10 protein-coding genes and 1 pseudogene are annotated in these 18583 nt (G+C 67.6%); 4 read left to right on the forward strand and 7 right to left on the reverse strand.

Going from position 1 to position 18583, the window contains the following annotated elements; all coding sequences use genetic code 11:
- Positions 1-143 precede the first annotated feature (143 nt).
- On the reverse strand, positions 144-3110 hold the full coding sequence (locus ACQY9P_RS03055) for a TonB-dependent receptor plug domain-containing protein (RefSeq protein ID WP_421736725.1): 2967 nt from the start codon (positions 3108-3110) through the stop codon (positions 144-146).
- A gap of 363 nt (positions 3111-3473) precedes the next feature.
- Positions 3474-5465, reverse strand: a complete 1992-nt coding sequence (locus ACQY9P_RS03060; protein ID WP_421736724.1) for a PAS domain-containing protein — start codon at positions 5463-5465, stop codon at positions 3474-3476.
- 197 nt (positions 5466-5662) lie between these two features.
- On the opposite strand from ACQY9P_RS03060, the gene ACQY9P_RS03065 reads away from it, so the two are divergent.
- Entirely contained in the window at positions 5663-6685 is a 1023-nt protein-coding gene (locus tag ACQY9P_RS03065; RefSeq protein ID WP_421736723.1) for an adenosine deaminase, read from the forward strand.
- Here ACQY9P_RS03065 and ACQY9P_RS03070 read toward each other — a convergent pair.
- The 5 genes and pseudogenes from ACQY9P_RS03070 to ACQY9P_RS03090 form a co-directional block, all read right to left on the reverse strand.
- The gene (locus ACQY9P_RS03070; protein ID WP_421736722.1) at positions 6682-7683 is read right to left on the reverse strand and encodes a DegT/DnrJ/EryC1/StrS family aminotransferase; all 1002 of its coding nucleotides are present in this window, start codon (positions 7681-7683) and stop codon (positions 6682-6684) included. The two genes, ACQY9P_RS03065 and ACQY9P_RS03070, sit on opposite strands and share 4 nt — an antisense overlap.
- A gap of 116 nt (positions 7684-7799) precedes the next feature.
- Positions 7800-9356, reverse strand: a complete 1557-nt coding sequence (locus ACQY9P_RS03075; RefSeq protein ID WP_421736721.1) for a class I adenylate-forming enzyme family protein — start codon at positions 9354-9356, stop codon at positions 7800-7802.
- Positions 9353-9490 (reverse strand): annotated as a pseudogene (locus tag ACQY9P_RS03080) (hypothetical protein); the annotation flags it as partial. The pseudogene ACQY9P_RS03080 and the gene ACQY9P_RS03075, both read right to left, overlap by 4 nt.
- A 16-nt stretch (positions 9491-9506) precedes the next feature.
- Positions 9507-11585 (reverse strand): 3-hydroxyacyl-CoA dehydrogenase NAD-binding domain-containing protein, encoded by a 2079-nt coding sequence (locus tag ACQY9P_RS03085; protein WP_421736720.1) that lies wholly within the window; start codon positions 11583-11585, stop codon positions 9507-9509.
- Positions 11586-11977: 392 nt separating this feature from the next.
- Entirely contained in the window at positions 11978-13204 is a 1227-nt protein-coding gene (locus tag ACQY9P_RS03090) for a serine hydrolase domain-containing protein (RefSeq protein WP_421736719.1), read from the reverse strand.
- 124 nt (positions 13205-13328) lie between these two features.
- Here ACQY9P_RS03090 and ACQY9P_RS03095 point away from each other — a divergent pair, with 124 nt between their 5' ends.
- The 3 genes from ACQY9P_RS03095 to ACQY9P_RS03105 all read left to right on the forward strand — a co-directional run bounded on the left by ACQY9P_RS03095 (position 13329) and on the right by ACQY9P_RS03105 (position 17821).
- Complete coding sequence (locus ACQY9P_RS03095) at positions 13329-15242, forward strand: ATP-binding protein (protein WP_421736718.1); 1914 nt, start codon at positions 13329-13331, stop codon at positions 15240-15242.
- 140 nt (positions 15243-15382) lie between these two features.
- Positions 15383-16612 carry a TetR/AcrR family transcriptional regulator gene (locus ACQY9P_RS03100; RefSeq protein WP_421736717.1) on the forward strand — a complete coding sequence of 410 codons (1230 nt, stop codon included), beginning with the start codon at positions 15383-15385 and terminating at the stop codon, positions 16610-16612.
- 72 nt (positions 16613-16684) lie between these two features.
- The gene (locus ACQY9P_RS03105) at positions 16685-17821 is read left to right on the forward strand and encodes a hypothetical protein (protein ID WP_421736716.1); all 1137 of its coding nucleotides are present in this window, start codon (positions 16685-16687) and stop codon (positions 17819-17821) included.
- Positions 17822-18583: the final 762 nt, after the last annotated feature.

Genomic DNA, 18583 nt, shown 5'->3' on the forward strand with positions numbered 1-18583 from the left:
GTGCTCTGGGTTGCAGTTGACCCAGTCAAGCTTAACGGCGCGCCTCTGTAAACGTGGCGCGGGCGCCCTTTGCCTTGCATCGGCCCCACAAACGAAAAAGGCCGGCTCCTTTCGGAGCCGGCCCAATCCGGTAGGCTTCGAGACTAGTATTCGAAGCGGATGCCGACCTTGTAGGTCCGGCCGATGAGGCCGGCATAGTGCCAGGTCGTCAGGAAGTTCGGGGCGCTGGCATAGGCGCCCGGCGCGATCGGAGCGCGCTTGTCGAACACGTTGCCGACGTTGGCGTACAGCTGAATGCCGTCTTTGACTTCAGCCGTGGCGTTCATGTCGACATTGATGAACTTCTTGATGGTGCAGAACTTGTTGGCCGCGGCCGGGTTGCCCGAACCGCCGTAGGGGTTGCCCGGGACGCAATCGGTGCTGCCGTTGGTGTCGGCGGCGACCGACTTGATCTCACCCACATAGTAGGCCGTGGCCGACAGGGTGTAGCGACCGAAGTCCACCGTGTTCTGCCAGTTGCCCTTCCAGTCCGGCGTGCCGTTGCCCGACGACAGGTCGTAGGGGCCGAGCGTGCCGGCGTACTTCTGCACGCCCGAGGTGGTGTGCAGGTCGTACTTCAGGAGGTGGGTGACCTCGACGCGGCTGGTCCACTTGATCGTGTCGGTGACCGGCACCTTCGCGGTGACGGCGAAGTCGACGCCGGCGGTCAGCGCGTAGTTGGCGTTGACGTAGGGCACGTTGATGATCAGGACGCGCGGCAGGGCCGACGGGAACAGCGGATCGGGCGCGTCGACGACGTTGCACGAATAGCCCGTGCCCACGGCGGCGACAGCGGCGCAACCCGCGGCCTGGCTGCTGGCGCCGTAATAGGCGGCGACAGCCTTGCTGATGTCCGGACCCGAGGTGATCAGGTCGGACTTCTTCACGTTGTAGTAGTCGACCGTCATGCTGAGCCACGAGGTCGGCTCGGCGATGGCGCCCAGCGTGAAGCTGCGCGAGGTTTCCGGCTTCAGGTCGGGGTTGCCGGCCACGCCGCGACCCAGGCTGTAGGCGGCGGCATAGGGGTTGGTCGTGCCGCCGTGCGCGGCCTGGAAAGCCGCCGGCGGGGTGGTGGTGACGAAGCCGGCATACTGCGAGCGCGGGCCCGATTCAGCGAAGGTCGGAGCGCGGAAGCCCTTCGAGTAGGTGCCGCGGAAGGCCAGTTGCTTCATCGGCGTGTACTTGACGCCGAGCTTCGGCGAGAAGTGGTGGAAGCCTTCCGAGTAGTCGTCGTAACGGCCCGAGAGGTTGACTTCGACCTGTTCCAGGACCGGGGCGGCGACTTCGAAGAAGGCGGCGGTCACGGTGTGCTCGCCGAACGCCGAGGCGGTCGTCAGGCCGTAGGTGTCGAGGCGGGCGTTCTGGTTGTTGTTGACCAGGGTTTCCTTGCGGATCTGACCGCCGACGGCCAGCTGCATGTCACCGCCCGGCAGGGCCCACAGCGACTTCGTGATCGACGCGTCCACCGACATCATCGTCGAGTGCGACGGCGTGGTCTTGTCCGGCGAGATGAAGTTGCGGACGGTCGCGGTGTTCTGCGACGGATCGACGAAGTTGTACGAGCCCGTGTTGATCGCCGTCATCAGGTTGGCGATGTTCAGCAGGCCGTGCTGGGTGATCTTCAGGTTGTCGCGGGCGCCGACGGCGTCCACGGTCCAGTTCCAGTCGTCTCCGAAGCTGCCCTTGAAGCCGAAAGCGCCGCGAATGACTTCGTTGGAGCGATCGCTGCCGGCCGGCAGATCGCCGAACAGGTAGTAGATGCGCGCCGCGCCGTTCGAAGGATCGGCGGCGAAGGCGGTGGCGTAGGGGTTGTTCGGGTTCAGGCGACGGTCAGCGGCCGTGGCGCAGTTGAGCCCGGTCGAGCAGACATAGACCGGCAGGACGATACCGGGGTTGCTGGACGCCAGCGACGGCGCGCCGCCGAAGGGTTGCGTGGCCCGGATGGCCGTCGGGGCGCCCTTGATGCTGACATAGCTGCTGGAATAGCTGCCGGTCGCGTAGGCTTCGACGTTCTCGTTGAGGCGCATGCTCAGGCGGCCGTTGAACGCATAGCGGCGCTGCAGCGGAGCGATCTGACGATAGGAATCGACCAGGTCCCACTTACAGCTGGTGCCGTTGGCGCTGGCCGAGACCTGCGTATAGGTGCCGTTGGCGCAGTTCAGGTTCAGAGCCTGGTAGGCGGTGGTCAGCGGCGCGCCGACCTTGCCGGCCAGCGGGTTGTTCAGGTCGGTCTGGCTGACGCGGGTGACGACGGCGTTCGGCGTCGCGGTGGTCAGGGTCTGGTCGGCGGTGTTGCCGTCGATGCCGCCGATCGAGCTCAGGTCCTGGGTGTTGTAGGGGAAGCCGCGGCTGTGGCTCGAGACCCGGCCGTTCTTTTGATATTCGGCGTTGATGTAGAAGTTCCAGCCGTCCTCGGCATAGTTGCCGTGACCCAGGGTCAGGTCGGCGCGGCGATGCTCGGCGTCGCCGCGATCGCTTTCGCCGACTTCCATGCTGCCCTTGATGCCGACGAACTGCTTCTTCAGCTTCAGGTTCACAACGCCGCCGATGGCGTCGGCGCCGTACGACGACGAGGCGCCGTCCTTCAGGACTTCGATGCGGTCGATCAGGCTGAACGGGATCGAGTTCAGGTCGACATAGGCGTTGTGGCCGTCGTCGTTGATCGGGAAGTTGGTCGAACGCAGGCCGTCAACCAGCACCAGGGTCGACGAGACGCCCAGGCCGCGCAGCGAGACGGCCGAGCCGCCGGCGCTGAAGCCGGACTGGAAGCCGGTGCCGATCGAACCGGCGCCGTCGGCCGAGATCGAACGGATGGCTTCGGCCGCCGTCACGATACCGGCGCGCTGCAGGTTCTCGGAGGTCAGCACGGTCACCGGCGAAGGCGTCTCGGTGTCGGTGCGGCGGAACAGCGAACCGGTGACGACGATTTCTTCGACCTGGGTCTGGTCGGCGGGCTGGGCCGCCGCCGGCGCGGCGGTCTGCGCCGCGGCGCTGCCAGCGCCGAACACCGTCGCGGCCAGGCCGCAGATCATCGTGGAGGCCAGCAGGCGCTCCCGGACAGTTCTAACCATAGGAATATTCCCTCCCCTTGAGTGCGCCCACAATTGGCGCAGCAGCTGGAATCAGCCCAACGCCAGGTCCTCGCTGGCGCACGGACCTCGACGACTCGAGCTCTGGGAGCATTGCAATATAGAAATGCAATCAGCGTCGCGTGACAAAATTATAACTTGCCGTACCCGCGCCCGAGTGTGGCGCTGGCGAAAAACCCGGCTTTCGAGGTCGATTTACGCCATTTCGTCAATATTCAGAGCCTTTTAAATCCCCGCGCAAACGGGGACTCGCGCCTATCGGGGCGAAACGGCGCGTGAAATTGGCGACAGCTTGTTGCCCTCACGCAACATGTTGCCCCCCACGGGCATCCCGCGGGCGCGTGATCAGGATGGGCGGGGCGACGAGGCCGGGGCGCCCTGGATGGTACGACCCGAGGCGTCGAGCGCGGTCGTCAGGCTGGAGAAAAGACCCTGGATGCTGACCGGCTTGGCGAGGTGAAAATCGGCTCCGGCCGCCAGGCAGGCCCGCACCTGATGCGGCATGGCGTTGGCGGTCAGCGAGATGATCGGTGTGGGCCTGGCGTCGAGCCGCTGTTCGTGCGCGCGAATGGCGGCGATGGCGGCCAGACCGTCCAGCACCGGCATCTGGGTGTCCATCAGGATCACGTCATAGTCCTCGGCCAGGAAGGCGTCGATCGCCGCCTGGCCGTCGTGAGCCACCGTGACGTCGGCGGCGTCGGACAGCATCAGGGCGATCACCTTCTGGTTGGTGGGATGGTCCTCGGCCAGCAGCACCCTCAGGCGCCGGTCTCCGATCCACTCCGCCCCGACGCTGGAGGCCGGCCGCGAGGCCTGGGGCTGACCGACCGTCAGCACGGCCGTGAAGGTGAAGCTCGCTCCGACGCCGGGCGTCGCGGTCCAGGCGATGTCGCCGCCCATCAACCGGGCCAGCCGGCGCGCGATCGGCAGGCCAAGGCCGGTTCCGCCGACCTTGCGGGTGACCGAGCCGTCGGCCTGCTGGAACCGTTCGAACAGCCGATCGCCGGTCGCCAGGTCGAACCCCTCACCGCTGTCGCGGACCGTCACCGACAGGCTCGCCCGCCCGTCGGCCCGAAGGCGGCTCTCGGCGTGAATGGCCACGCCGCCGACGGAGGTGAACTTCACCGCGTTGCTGGTCAGGTTGGCGACGATCTGGCGGATCCGCAGGGCGTCGCCCAGCACGTGATCCTGGAAGCCGTCGGCGAAGCTCAGCTGGAAATCGAGGCCTTTCTCGCCGGCCACCGCCCGGAACACCGCGACCGCGTCGGTCACCGCCTCGCGCAGGTTCATGGGCTCCAGCGCCAGATCCAGCGCCCCGGCCTCGATCTTCGACAGGTCCAGGATGTCGCTGAGCAGCAGGTTCAGCGTCCGCCCCGAGTTGAGGATGACCTCCATCATCTCGCGCTGGGCGTCGTCCAGCGGCGTGCGGCTGAGCACCTCGGCCATGCCGATCACGCCGTTCAGCGGCGTGCGGATCTCGTGACTCACATTGGCCAGGAATTCGCTCTTGGCGACGCTGCCCGCCTCGGCCTTCTCCAGCGCCTCGGCCAGGGCCGCGGCGCCGGCCTTGCGCTCGGTGATGTCCTCGCAGATCACCAGCAGGTGACGACGGTCGTTCCCGACGGGAATGGCGATCTTGCGGGTCTGCAGCCAGCGACGGCCGTTGTGCGGCGTGTCCAGCGGCTCCTCGTCGATGGTGACCAGCTGACCGCTCTCGATCACACGCCGGTCATCGGCGGCGAAGGCCTGAGCCTGTTCCTCCGGGAAGAAATCATGGTCGTTCTTGCCCAGCAGATCGGCGCGGGGCACCCCCAGCTGCTGTTCGGCCGTGCGGTTGACCAGCAGGAACTTGCCTGTCTCTCCATCCTTGACGAAGAGCATGGCCGGCGTGTTCTCGACCACGGTGTCGAGGAAGGACTGGGCCGCGACCGCCTCGGCCTCGCGACGGCGCAGGTCGGTGATGTTGATGCAGCTCGTCACCAGCCCGCCCGACGGCGTGCGCCGGGTCTCGAACCGCAGGTGCTCGCCGAACTCTTCGCGCAGCTCGTCGAAATGGTCCAACGCGCGTCGAGCCCGCTGCCCGGCGATCCAGGCCTCTAGCTTGCCCTCGGCCTCCGGATAGCGCCCCGCCGCGAAGCCCGCGCGCAGGATGTCCTCGAACGGCGCCCCGCGCGTCAGCGTCACGCCCCAGTTGGCCCAGAGGCGCTCATAGCGCGCATTCCAGATCAGGCACCGGTCGTCGGCGTCAAACACCGCGAACCCCTCGGGCACCACGTCAAGCGCCGCCTGCAGGGTGGCCTCCACAACGGAGGTCGATGTCGAGCCGTCAGCGATCATTGGGCCTCCGCTCCCCTAGGCGGGCGCCAGTTGAGGGCCGCAAGCGTTTAGGGTTGTTGAAATCTGGCGCGCCGCGACAATTTGTCTCCAGGATGGGCGCCCGCCAGCCGATCGCGACCGCGCGCCGCGATTGCCGGATGCGCGTTATAGGCGACCGTCGCCTTGACCGCGCCGCGCCAACGTCCGATGGAATCGGCATGACCGACACCACCGCCCTGACCGACTTCGTCCGCGGCCTGCCCAAGGCCGAGCTGCACATGCACATCGAGGGCAGCCTCGAGCCGGAGCTGATGTTCGAGCTGGCCCGGCGCAACGGGATCACCCTGCCCTATGCCTCGGTCGAGGAGATCCGCGCGGCCTACGCCTTCTCCAACCTGCAGGACTTCCTGGATATCTATTACCAGGGCGCCGGCGTGCTGATCACCCAGGCCGACTTCAAGGACCTGGCCCTGGCCTATTTCAAGCGGCTGGCGGCCGATGGCGGCACGCACGCCGAGATCTTCTTCGACCCCCAGACCCATACCGATCGGGGCATTGCCTTCGACGTGGTCATGGAAGGCCTGCTGGCCGGCATGGACGAGGCGGAAAAGACGCTGGGCGTCACCAGCAAGCTGATCCTCTGCTTCCTGCGCCACCTGGACGAAGACGCCGCCTTCGCCACCCTGGAACAGGCCAAGCCCTGGCTCTCCAAGATCGCCGGCGTCGGCCTCGACAGCTCCGAAGTCGGCCATCCGCCCGCCAAGTTCGCCCGCGTGTTCCAGGCCGCCCGCGACCTGGGCCTGAAGGTCGTCGCCCACGCCGGTGAGGAAGGCCCGCCGGCCTATGTCTGGGAGGCCATCGACCTGGTGAAGGTCGACCGCATCGACCACGGCAACCGCGCGCTGGAGGACGAGGCCCTGACCGCGCGGCTGGTGCGCGATGGCACGACCCTGACGGTCTGTCCCCTGTCGAACCTGAAGCTGTGCGGCGTGAAGACGCTGGAGGAGCATCCCCTCAAGCGCATGCTGGACCTGGGCCTGAAGGCCACGGTCAATTCCGACGACCCGGCCTATTTCGGCGGCTATCTGCTGGAAAACTACATGGCCACGGCGACGGCGGTGGGCCTGACGCGCGAGGATCTGGTGACCCTGGCCAAGAACAGCTTCTCGGGCTCGTTCCTGAGCGAGGCCGAGAAGGCCGAGCGCGTGGCGGGGGTCGAGGCCTACGCGGCGGCGAACTAACCCGCCACGGCGCTCCTCAGCGCATCGGCCAGATCGTCCAGCCCCTGGATATCCAGGTCCGGATCGATCCGGACGACGATGACCGAGCCCTCCAGGCGATCGGCCACCGGGGTGTCATCGGCGATCGCGTGACCGCGCGAGGTGACGCCAGTCGCTTCGACGCCGGCCTGCGCCAGGCGCGACAACACGCCGGGAGCGGTGTCGTCGGGCACGCTCAGCGCGCAGGACTGCGAGATCCAGCTCATGCCCCAGCCGGGCTGGAAGCCGATCGGCGCGTCCAGCAGCAGCACCCGCAGGCGCTGGGCGGCGGTGGCCAGGCGCGGACGGATCCGCGGCCACAGCTCCAGGCCCGCCTCGCCCTCGAACAGGGGGGCGTCCATGGTGACGATCGGGGTGGCGTCCTCGCAGGCGACGAACACCCCCTCGCCGCTGGGCAGGCCGACGATGACCGGCACCGGGGCGCTCTGGATGACGTCGAAAGCCTCGACGGCCTCGACCAGGATCGGCAGGCCGGTCTCGTCGCGAAAGGCGGCCCAGGCGCGCAGGTCGGGCGCGCGGCCGTGGGCGCCCGCGGGCAGGATGGCTTCCAGCGGACCCGGCGCCTCGGGCAGGCGCTCGCGCAGGTGCGAGGGGTCGAACATCCAGCTGAACGGGTCGACATCGACCAGCCAGGGCTTCAGGCCCGCCGCCGCGACGCCGGCCAGGGTCTCGGCGCTGGCCAGGGCGGAGACCACGCAGACGCCGCCCGGACGCACGCCCATGGCGGTCAGGGCCGAGGCCACGGCCTGGGTGTGATCGGAGAGAACGCGGACGGCGACGGGACGGCAGAACCGCGCCATCAGGGCCGCTTCCTGGCCAGGGCCATGACCGGCGGCGCGGAGAGCTTCGGCGACGGCGTCGAAATCAACCGGAGCGGCGGCGTCTTGCGAGGAAGGCGCGCGCGTCTTGACGTTGGTCGGCTTCAGGGCGGGAGCGACGACGGCGGGCGAAGGACGCATGGGGCAGGCGCTTCCACGAGAAACCGGTTGCGCCCTATGGCGTCACCTTATGGTTAAGCAACCGTAACAACCGATTCCACTCGTCCCACTGCGGCGCGCCGTCGCGGGACCAAGGCTTACGCGATAACCGAAGCCTGCCATGAGTCGCGCAGTTCGCGCTTCAGGACCTTGCCGATGTGGCTGCGCGGCAGGGCGTCGACCAGGCGCAGCTCCGCCACCCGCTGGGTCTTGCCGACCCGACTATTGACGAAGGTCTTGATCTCGTCGGCGCTGGCGGTCGCGCCCGCCTTCAGGGCGACAAAGGCGACCGGCGTCTCACCCCAGGCGTCCGACGGCACGCCGACCACGGCGGCCTCGGCGACGGCCTCGTGCTTGACGATCTCGGCCTCCAGATCGCTGGGATAGATGTTGAAGCCGCCGCTGATGATCATGTCCTTCTTGCGGTCCATCAGCGTCAGGAAGCCCTCCTCGTCGAACCGGCCCACGTCGCCGGTGCGGATGAAGCGCAGACCCTCGGGCGAGACCCAGGTCGCCTCGGCGGTCTTGCCGGGCTGGCCATGATAGCCGTTCATCATGCCGGCCGAGCGCCCGACGATCTCGCCGACCACGCCGGGCCCGACCTGCGCGCCGTCCTCGTCGATCAGCCGGATGTCGTGGCCCGGCGCCGGCTGGCCCACCGTGTGCAGCTTGTCCGGGTGCTCGTGGCACATCAGGATGCAGGTGCCGCCGCCTTCGGTCATGCCGAAATACTCAACCAGCCCGCCGGGCCAGCGCTTGAGCACATCGGCCTTCAGATTGGCCGCGAAGGGCGCGCTGGTGCAGAATTTCAGGTGGGTGGTCGACAGGTCGTGGCTGTCGAAGTCCGGTCGCTCCATCAGGCGGCGGTACTGCACCGGCACCAGCATGGTGTGGGTCATGCGGTGGGTCTGGGCCAGCTCCAGATACCGGCCCGCGTCGAACTTCTTCATCAGCACCACCGTGCCGCCGCCCGCCAGGGTGGGGAAGAAGACGACCAGCGTGGTGTTGGAATAGAGCGGGGTCGACAGCAGGGTCACCGCCGTGGGGCCATAGCCGACGGCGTCGCCCCGGAAGACGTGCTTCCAGCGCATGGCGTGCGACTGGACGATGCCCTTGGGCGTGCCGGTGGTGCCGCTGGAATAGATGATGTTGAACGGCGCCTCGGGGGCGATCTCAACGGGCGTCGGCTTGGCCCCCTCCGGAGCCAGCCAGGCGTCGAAGGCCTCGCCCGCGCTTGAGCCGTCCAGCGCGATCTGGCGCACCGGAACCGGCGCGGGCTTCTGGGCCTCGGCCACGCCGGCGTCGAGGAAGAACAGCCTGGCTCCGCAGTCGGCGACCATGCCGGCGATCGAGTCCGGCGTCGACGACGGCGCGATCGGCGCCACCGCGACACCCGCCCGCAGGCCGCCCAGGAACACCGCCGTATAGGGAATAGACGACAGGGCGCAGACCGCGACCGCCTCGCCGGGCTTTATCCCGTCCCGTTGCAGCGCCGCCGCCACCCGGTCGACCAGGGCGTCGAACTGGCCGTAGGTCACCGTCTCGCCGGTTTCCATGATGATGGCCGGACGGTCCGGGCTTTCCTGCGTCCGCAACCGCAGGATGTCGCCCATCACGCCATAGTCGGCGGTCATCATGGCGGCGATGGTGGTCATGGGCTTCTTCCTGAAACGCAAACTCTTGTCATCCCGGGCGGCGAAGCCGACCCGGGACCCAGGGGCCGGTGCAGTGCGGTTGCCCCTGGGTCCCGGCTCTCCGCTGCGCTGCGGCCGGGATAACAAGCTTTTTTTGGATGTTGCCGAACGCTACGCGTCCTTGAAGCCCTTGCCCTCGGCCACGAGGCGCTCGAGCAGGGCCGACGGCTTGAAGTCCTCGCCCAGCGTGGCGTGGAATTCCTTCATCTTGGCCAGAACCTTGTCGAGACCGACCAGTTCGCCCCAGAACATCGGGCCGCCCGTATAGACCGGCCAGCCATAGCCGTTGATCCACACCGTATCGATGTCGGACGCCCGGATGGCCTTGCCCTCTTCGAGGATCTTCGCGCCCTCATTGACCATGGGGTACAGGCAGCGCTCCAGAATCTCCTGGTCGGTGATGTCGCGGCGCTGGATCTGGCGCTTCTCGGCGAAGTCGCGGATCACTTCCTCGACGATGGCCGAGGGCTTGGCGACGCGGTTTTCGTCGTAGTCGTAGAAGCCCTTGCCGTTCTTCTGGCCGCGACGGTCCATCTCGCACAGCACTTCACGCACGGTGGACGAGGACGTCTTGGCGGGATCCCAGCCGATGTCGAGGCCGGCCAGGTCGCTCATGGCGAACGGGCCCATGGGCAGGCCGAAGTCGTAGAGCACGCGGTCGACATCCCAGGGCATGGCGCCTTCCAGGATCAGCTTCTGAGCCTCGCGCTGGCGCTGGGCCAGCATGCGGTTGCCGACGAAGCCGTGGCAGTTGCCGACCAGCACGGCGACCTTGCCGATCTTCTTGCCGATCTGCATCGAGGTGGCGATCACCGACTTGTCGGTCTTGGCCCCGCGCACGATCTCCAGCAGGCGCATGACATTGGCCGGCGAGAAGAAGTGCAGGCCGATCACGCTCTCGGGCCGCGAGGTCGAGGCGGCGATCACGTCGATGTCGAGATACGAGGTGTTGGAGGCCAGGATCGCGCCGGGCTTGGCGATCTTGTCCAGCTTGCCGAACACTTCCTTCTTGATCTCCATCAGCTCGAACACGGCCTCGATGATCAGGTCGCAGTCGGCCAGGTCTTCCAGCTGCATAGAGGGCGTCAGCAGCCCCATGCGCTTTTCGACGTCGTCCTGGGTCAGGCGGCCCTTCTTGGCGGTGTTCTCGTAGTTCTTGCGGATCGTGGCGACGCCGCGATCCAGGTTCTCCTGTTTCATCTCGATGATCGTCACCGGGATGCCGGCGTTGAGGAAGTTCATCGAGATGCCGCCGCCCATGGTGCCGGCGCCGATCACGCCGACCTTCTTGACGGGGATGATGGCGGTGTCGTCCGGCACGTCGGGGATCTTGGCGGCCTGGCGTTCGGCGAAGAACACATGGCGCTGGGCGGCCGACTGGCTGCCGGTCATCAGCTCCATGAACAGCTTGCGCTCGGCCTTCAGGCCTTCGTCGAAGGGCAGGTTCACCGCCGCCTCGATGCACTTGATGTTGTTTTCCGGAGCCATGAAGCCGCGGAACTTCTTGGCGTTGGCCTTGCGGAATTCGGCGAAGATCTCGGGCTTGCCGCGGGCGGCCTCGACCTTGGCGTTGAGCTCGCGAACCTTGGCTAGCGGGCGCTTCTCGGCCAGCACCTTTTGGGCGTAGGCGATGGCGCCGGCCCGCAGATTGCCTTCCTCGACCAGCTCGTCGAACAGGCCCATGGCCAGAGCGGCCTTGGCCGGCACGTGCTGGCCGCTGGTGACCATCTCCAGCGCCTTCTCGACGCCGACGATGCGCGGCAGGCGCTGGGTGCCGCCGGCGCCCGGCAGCAGGCCGATGTTCACTTCGGGCAGGCCGCCCTTGGCCGAGGGCACGGCCACGCGATAGTGCGCCACCAGGGCCACTTCCAGGCCGCCGCCCAGCACCGTGCCGTGGATCGCGGCGATCACCGGCTTGGGCGAGTTTTCGATGGTGTTCTGCACGTCCTGCAGCGACGGGCCGGTCATGGCCTTGCCGAACTCGGTGATGTCGGCGCCGGCGATGAAGGTCTTGCCTTCGCAGATCAGCACGATGGCCTTGACGGCCGGATCGGCGATGGCGGCGTCGAAGGCGCCCGAGAGGCCCTCGCGCACGGCGGCCGACAAGGCGTTGACCGGCGGCGAGTTCAGCGTGACGACGCCGATGTCGCCTTCGACAGTTAGATCGGTGACGGCGTTGATCGCGGTCATGGCGGTTCCACCCCTGCTCTTTTGAACGGTTGTTTGAAGACAAAACCTGCACGGCCAGACGCGGATGTCCAGCCTGACGAAGCGGCGCCCGATTTGTGAGCAGCCGGCGTTGACGACGTCGAGAACATACTACAAATTCGAAATAGTGATTTCAGCCAAGATTGTCCGTGGGGGCGGACAGCGCGTTGAACGCGGCTCGCCCCGACTTTCAAGAGAACGATCGGGCTGGGGGAGGGCGTACGCGTGGGAGCTGTGGCTTGGGACGCGACTTGCAAGCGTCCCGAAATTTCGAAGTCGTGGATTTCGCGTGGACGCGGCGCGTTGTGGCCAATGCGTCGAACTCAAAGTGAAGCGCACTTCGGCGCGGGAGCCTGGCTCCCGCGCCGCTTTCTTTAGGCCGCGCTTTCGGTGAACGCCGAATAGACCAGCGTCCGCAGCTCGCGCCGGATCGGATAGGCGCTGGACGGCATCAGCTGGGTCATGAACACCACCGCCAGATCCTCCACCGGGTCGATCCAGAAGGCGGTAGAGGCCATGCCGCCCCAGAAATATTCGCCCAGCGAGCCGATGTTCTTGGTCCGCGCCTGATCCACCGTCATCGCAAAGCCCAGGCCAAAGCCCAGCCCCTCGAACACGGCCTCGCTGAACAGCGACTTGGACAGCTCGGTCAGCTCCTTGCCGCCGGGCAGGTGGTTCATGGTCATCAGCTTGAGGGTCTTGGGGCTGAGCAGCCGCGCGCCGTCCAGTTCACCGCCGTTCAGCAGCATCCGGCAAAAGCGCATGTAGTCGTCGGCCGTCGAGACCAGCCCGCCGCCGCCCGACTTCATCGCCGGATCCGACAGGTAGCGGCTCTTGGTCGGGTCGTCCTGCAGGATCACCCGGCCCGACGGCGTCAGAGCGTAGCAGGCGGTGAACCGCGCGCGCTGGCTTTCCGGCACGAAGAAGCCGGTGTCGACCATCTTCAGCGGGTCGAAGATGCGGGCCTTGAGGAAGGCGTCGAACGGCTGGCCGGAGATCTTCTCGACCAGATAGCCCAGCACGTCGGTCGCCACCGAATAGTTCCACGACTCGCCCGGAGAGAACTCCAGCGGCACGGTCCCCAGGGCGTCGACGAACGCCTGCAGGTCGCCGCCGCTGTTGATGCCGTCCAGCTCCAGCTTGCGATAGGCCGCGTCGACATTGGTGCGCTGCTGGAAGCCATAGGTCAGGCCGGCCGTGTGGCGCAGCAGGTCGATCACCCGCATGGGCGCTGAAGCCGGCTTGGTCTGGAAGGCGCCCGAGACCCCGCCGTTGAAGACGCCCAGATCGCGCCAGGCTGGAATGTAGCGGTGGACGGGATCGTCCAGGGCCACCAGCCCCTCCTCGACCAGCATCATGAAGGCGACGCTGGTGACCGGCTTGGTCATCGAATAGATGCGAAACAGGCTGTCGGCCTTCAGCGGCGTTCCGCGCTCGACATCGGCCGATCCCAGCACGGACGTGTGGGCCAACTGGCCGCGCCGCCAGACCTGGGTCAGGGCGCAGGGCAGCTTGCCGGTGTCGATGTATCGTTCCTGGATATAGGCGTCGATGCGCTTCAGGCGCTCGGACGAAAGCCCCACGGCTTCTGGCGTGCTCAACTCGAATACTCCCCTGCGACCATCGATGCTCGACGGCGTTGTTGTTGGCGCCGGGGCGAGGCATTGTGACGCAACGCTACCTTTACCCGTCTCACGCATAGTGATTGAAAACGAGGGAGCGCCGATGGGCAAGCACTTGGATGACCAGGGCGCCCCAAGCACCGAAGACGCCGCCGCCGACTGGTTCTTCCAGAACAGCCTCGACATGTTCGTCGTGCTTGAGAACGGCGCCATCTCGCGCGTCAATCCCGCCTGGACCGCGCTGACCGGCTGGTCGGCCGAGGAAACCCTTGGCCGGCTGATGCGCGACTTCTTCCATCTGCACGACACCGAGATCTTCCAGGAGCTTGACCGGTCGCTGCGCGCCGAGGGCAGCGCGCGTTCCGAGCACCGCCTGGCGCGCAAGGGCGGCGGCTGGCTTTGGGTTCGCTCGCAGTCCAAGCAGCTGTCGCGGGACGTGCTGCTGGTGGTCTTCCAGGACTTCAGCGAGGAGCGGTCCCGCGCGATCGCCCGCCAGCAGGCCGAGCGCGCCAACGAGATGCTGCGCGGCGCGGCCGGGGTCTATGTCTGGCGGTTCGACCCGCGCAAGGGCGTCTATGTCTTCGAGCAGGACATCCCCACCCCATCGTCGCCCCAGGGCGGCGCGCGAACCATGACCATGGCCGAGATGACCCAGTCCATCCATCCGGACGACTGGGCCCGGGTGTGGGAGAACTTCTCGGCCACCCTGCAGACCGGCGACTATCGCCTGATCGACTATCGCTACATGGAGCCCGAGAACCAGACCTGGGTCGTCATGCGCGCCGCCTGGCGCGGCGTGCGCGGCCAGAGCGCGTCCATGTGGGACGTGATCGGCATCAGCCAGGACGTCACCGAACTGACCGCCGCCCGCGACGCCGCCCTGGACGCCGCCGAGGCCAAGAGCCAGTTCCTGGCCAATATGAGCCACGAGATCCGCACGCCCATGAACGGCGTGCTGGGCGTGCTGCACCTGCTCAAGCAGGAGAATCTCACGGACGACGGGCGCCTGCTGCTGAACGAGGCGCTGGGCTGCGGAGCCATGCTGGCCGAACTGCTCAACGACATCATCGACTTCTCCAAGGTCGAGGCCGGCAAGCTGGAACTGGCGCCCGAGCCGACCGATCCCGTCGCCCTGGTGCGCGGCGTCGCCGACCTGCTGCGCCCCCAGGCGCGCGACAAGGGCCTCTATCTGCGGGTCGAGACGCCCGACGACCTGGGCTGGGTGTCGATCGATCCGGTGCGCCTGCGCCAGGCCCTGTTCAACCTGCTGGGCAACGCCGCCAAGTTCACCCTGGCCGGCGGGGTGGATGTGCGGCTGACCGCCACCCCGACCGCGACGGGCTCGCGCCTGCGGTTCGAGATCCAGGACACCGGCGTCGGCATCTCCGCCGAGGCGGGCCAGAACCTGTTCGAGCGCTTCAGCCAGGCCGACGGCTCGACCACCCGCCGCTTCGGCGGGGCGGGCCTGGGCCTGGCCATCACCAAACGGCTGATCCAGCTGATGGGCGGTCAGATCGGCTTTTCCAGCACGCCGGGCCAGGGCTCGATCTTCTGGCTCGAGATCGACGCCGACCGGGCCTGCCCCGTGACCCAGCAGGAAGAAGCCGACTCGCCGCTGTTCGCCGGCCTGCGCATCCTGCTGGTCGAGGACAACGCCACCAACCGGATGATCGCCGCGCGGATGCTGGAGGCCATGGGCGCCAGCGTCGAGGCCGCCGAGGACGGCGCCGGCGGCGTCGAGGCGGCCCGGCGCGGCTTCGACCTGATCCTGATGGATATCCAGATGCCGGGCATGGACGGCGTCGAGGCCACGCGCCGCATCCGGGCCCTTGACGGGCCGGTGGGCCAGACACCGATCCTGGCCATGACCGCCAACGCCATGGCCCACCAGCAGGCCGGCTACGTCGCCGCCGGCATGAACGGCGCCATCGCCAAGCCCCTGTCGCCGGCCGCCCTGATCCAGACCATCGCGACGACGCTGAACACCCCTCCGGCGCCTGCTCTGCGGGCGTCCTGAAACAATCCTGAAAAACTGGCGGGCGTTACGGCGGTTATCCTGCGGATAATCGGCCACGGCCTTGGCCGCGGGCCATCGGGCGCCTAAATTGGACCATACAGTCCAGCGACAGGCGACGCCGGTGTATCAGAGGCCCTTCAATGGATGACGGACGGATCGTCGGCGTAGCCACCGAGCGCTACGCCCGCAAGAAGGAGGCGATCCTGGCCGCGGCCACGGCTGTCCTCAATCGGCAGGGCGTGCGCGGCATGACCCTGGCCGACGTCGCCGCCCGCGTGGGCCTGATCACCACCAGCGTCACCTACTACTACCGCAAGAAGGACGACCTGGCCGCCGCCTGCTTCCTGCGCGGGCTGGAACGGTTCGACGCCATGATCGGCCAGGCCGCCGACGAACCCGATCCGGCCTCGCGGCTGCGCCGGTTTCTGGACCTCTATCTCGACCTGAACCGCCGGGTGCGCCTGGGCGAGGCCACGCCCCTGACCAGCTTCACCGAGATCAAGGCCCTGAAGGAGCCCCTGCGCGCCTCGGTGCTGGGGGCGTTCAACGACCTGTTCCGGCGGGTGCGCGGCTTCTTCGAGGGCGACGCCTTCGACCATCTGGAAAAGCGCGAGCGCAACGCCCGCACCCACCTTCTGATGGAACAGGTCTTCTGGTCGGGCACCTGGCTGCGGCGCTACGACGTCGATGACTACGACCGCGTTCGCGACAAGATGTACGACATCCTGGTCCATGGCCTGGCCGCGCCCGGCCGCGCCTGGGCCCCGGCCGCCCTGCCCGACCCCACGCCCCTGCCGCCCGACGGCCAGGAATCGCGCGAGACCTTCCTGGTCGCCGCCACTCGCCTGATCAACCAGCGCGGCTATCGCGGCGCCTCAGTCGAAGACATCTCGGCGGCCTTGAACGTGACCAAGGGCTCGTTCTACCACCACCATGACGACAAGGACGCCCTGGTGGTGGAATGCTTCCAGCGCACCTTCGCGGTGACCCGCAAGTCGCAGGCCGACGCCCGGGGCCTGAAGGGGACGTCCTGGGATCAGCTGTCGGCCGCGACCGCCACCCTGGTGGCCTATCAGCTGTCGGAACACGGCCCGCTGCTGCGCGCCTCGTCGATGGGCGCCCTGCCCACCGATATCCGCCACGACATGGCCGAGGGCTATGGCCGGGGTTCGGAGCGGTTCGCGGCGATGATCTCGGACGGCATGGCCGACGGCTCGATCCGCGCGGTCGATCCGATGATCGCCGCCCACATGATCAACTCGATGCTGAACGCCGCCGCCTCTCTGGGCGCATGGGTCCCCGGACTGGAGCGCGACGAGGCCGCCGCCCTGTTCGCCCGTCCCCTGCTGATGGGCGTCTTCACCCATTAACCAACCAAGCGGCTGATTTCGCCGCATTTCAAAGCGTGTCGGGACTGTTACTCTCGCGACAAGTGAGTCGCCGTGAGCACCGCCATGACCATCATCGGAACCTCGCCGTACGTCACGGGCTACGCCAGCGCCGGCGTCGCGACCAACAAGACGGCAACCCCCGCCACGGCCGACAGCTCGGGCCAGGCCAAGGCGGCCAACACCGGCTCGGCGGCGGTCAATGTCACCCTGTCGGCCGAGGCCCAGGCCGCGCTGAAGGCCCAGACCGACACCCGCTCGCCCGAGGCGGTGGTCAGTGAGGCCCGGTCCGCCCTCGACGCCCTGCTGAAGGCCGCCAAGACCACCAGCGCGCTAAAGGACGGCAAGGCCACGATCGACCTTTCGGATCTGGATCGCCGCGAGCTCTACGCCATCGCCAGCAATCGCGGCGGCAAGTTCCCGATCGAGGAGCAGGTCGTCGCCTCGCTGGCGCTGAAGTCTCGCCAGTCCGACGCCCTGGCCGGCCCCGCCGCCGCCGCCCGCGTCACCGGCGACTACGCCACCCTCTACCAGACCGCGATCGACCGTCTGGACGCCGCCGGCCCCGAGGAAAAGGCCACCGGCCAGTGGGCCAAGGACCGCGCCGCCCTGGTCGAGGGCCGCAAGCAGGCCATCGCCCGGCCCGGCGTCGCGCCGTCCGGGATCGAGGGCGACACCGTCGCCGCCTATCTGAAAGAGGTCGGCGGCGTGGTGGCCAATCCCCGCACCCGCGACTTCGGCAAGGTGGCCACCGACGTGCGCACGGTCCTCGACAAGCAGTACGCCACGGCCAAGGGCGACGGCGCGGCCACCAGTCCCGACGGCGGCGACATCGACTTTTCCAGGTTCGACACCCGGTCCCTGGCGGCGATCTCGCTCAATCGCGACGGCCAGTTCTCGGATCACGAGGTCACCCAGGCGGCCAATGAGATCCGCGCCCGCGACCATCAGTCGGTGATGAGCAGCTACAAGAGCAGCGCCGGCGCCGATCCCTCCGACTTCGGCAAGGCGATGCTGACCCGCTACGCCGACATGACCTCCGAAGAGCGCGAGGCCTCGGGCTGGACGCCTGCGCTCTACGACAAGATGGTCGCCATGCAGAACACTCGCGAAAAACTGGCCTCGCTGTTCAGCGCCTCGGGCGGGGTGGCCACCTCGGGGTCGATGACGCTGCTGGACTATCTGGGCTAGCGGCGGGGCCGCTGGAGGCGGACGTCGCGGAGGAACGCAGGGCGCCGGCCGGACAGATCCTCCCCCTAGCGGGGGAGGTGTCGCCGCAGGCGACGGAGGGGGAAGTGCTGCTGAGTCATTGCGGTCTTCCCCCGCCGGCCTTCGGCCGCCTCCCCCTTCAGGGGGAGGACCTATCGCGCTCTATCCTCGGCGCTCAGCGAGCAGAACGCAGCAAAATCAACGACTTCAAACTTTCTCGCGCTTGCGTATCCCCCGCTCCGAAAACGGGCGGATACTTCTCCTTGTCCCCGTCGCAGGGGGAGGGCGCTTGGTACCGGCCCAAAGCGGCGACGGGTGATGAAGCTGAGCGGGGCCGCGCGGTCCCGCGTCGAGGACGATGGTGGTCTGTTCGTTGGATTGATCCGGGACCACCGGAAGCCTGGGCGCGGAACGGCGCGGATCACAGGGCGGGGATCAGAGTCCGCCTATCGCACATCGTCGGCGTCGAGACGGATTAGCCGATCGACAAGATGCGCGCCCGTCCGGGGGCTAGTTGGGAATCAGAGCTGAAACCGACGCTCGTGTGCCCCAATCCTCACGGTCAAGAACAGCTTGGCGAAGCGGACAGGTCGAGCCGAAACGCACAAAACACATCACGGTCATCCGGGTTCGCCCCGGCCGCTTCGCGCCTCCCCGACTAGCTCAGCGAGTGATCTCGCGTGAGGGCGAGAAGCCGTGCGCTCCAAGATCCTCTCCCCGTGGGAGAGGGGTCGCCCAACGGGC

It is taken from the genome of Caulobacter sp. (genome assembly GCF_965279145.1).
Classification (GTDB): Bacteria; Pseudomonadota; Alphaproteobacteria; order Caulobacterales; family Caulobacteraceae; genus Caulobacter.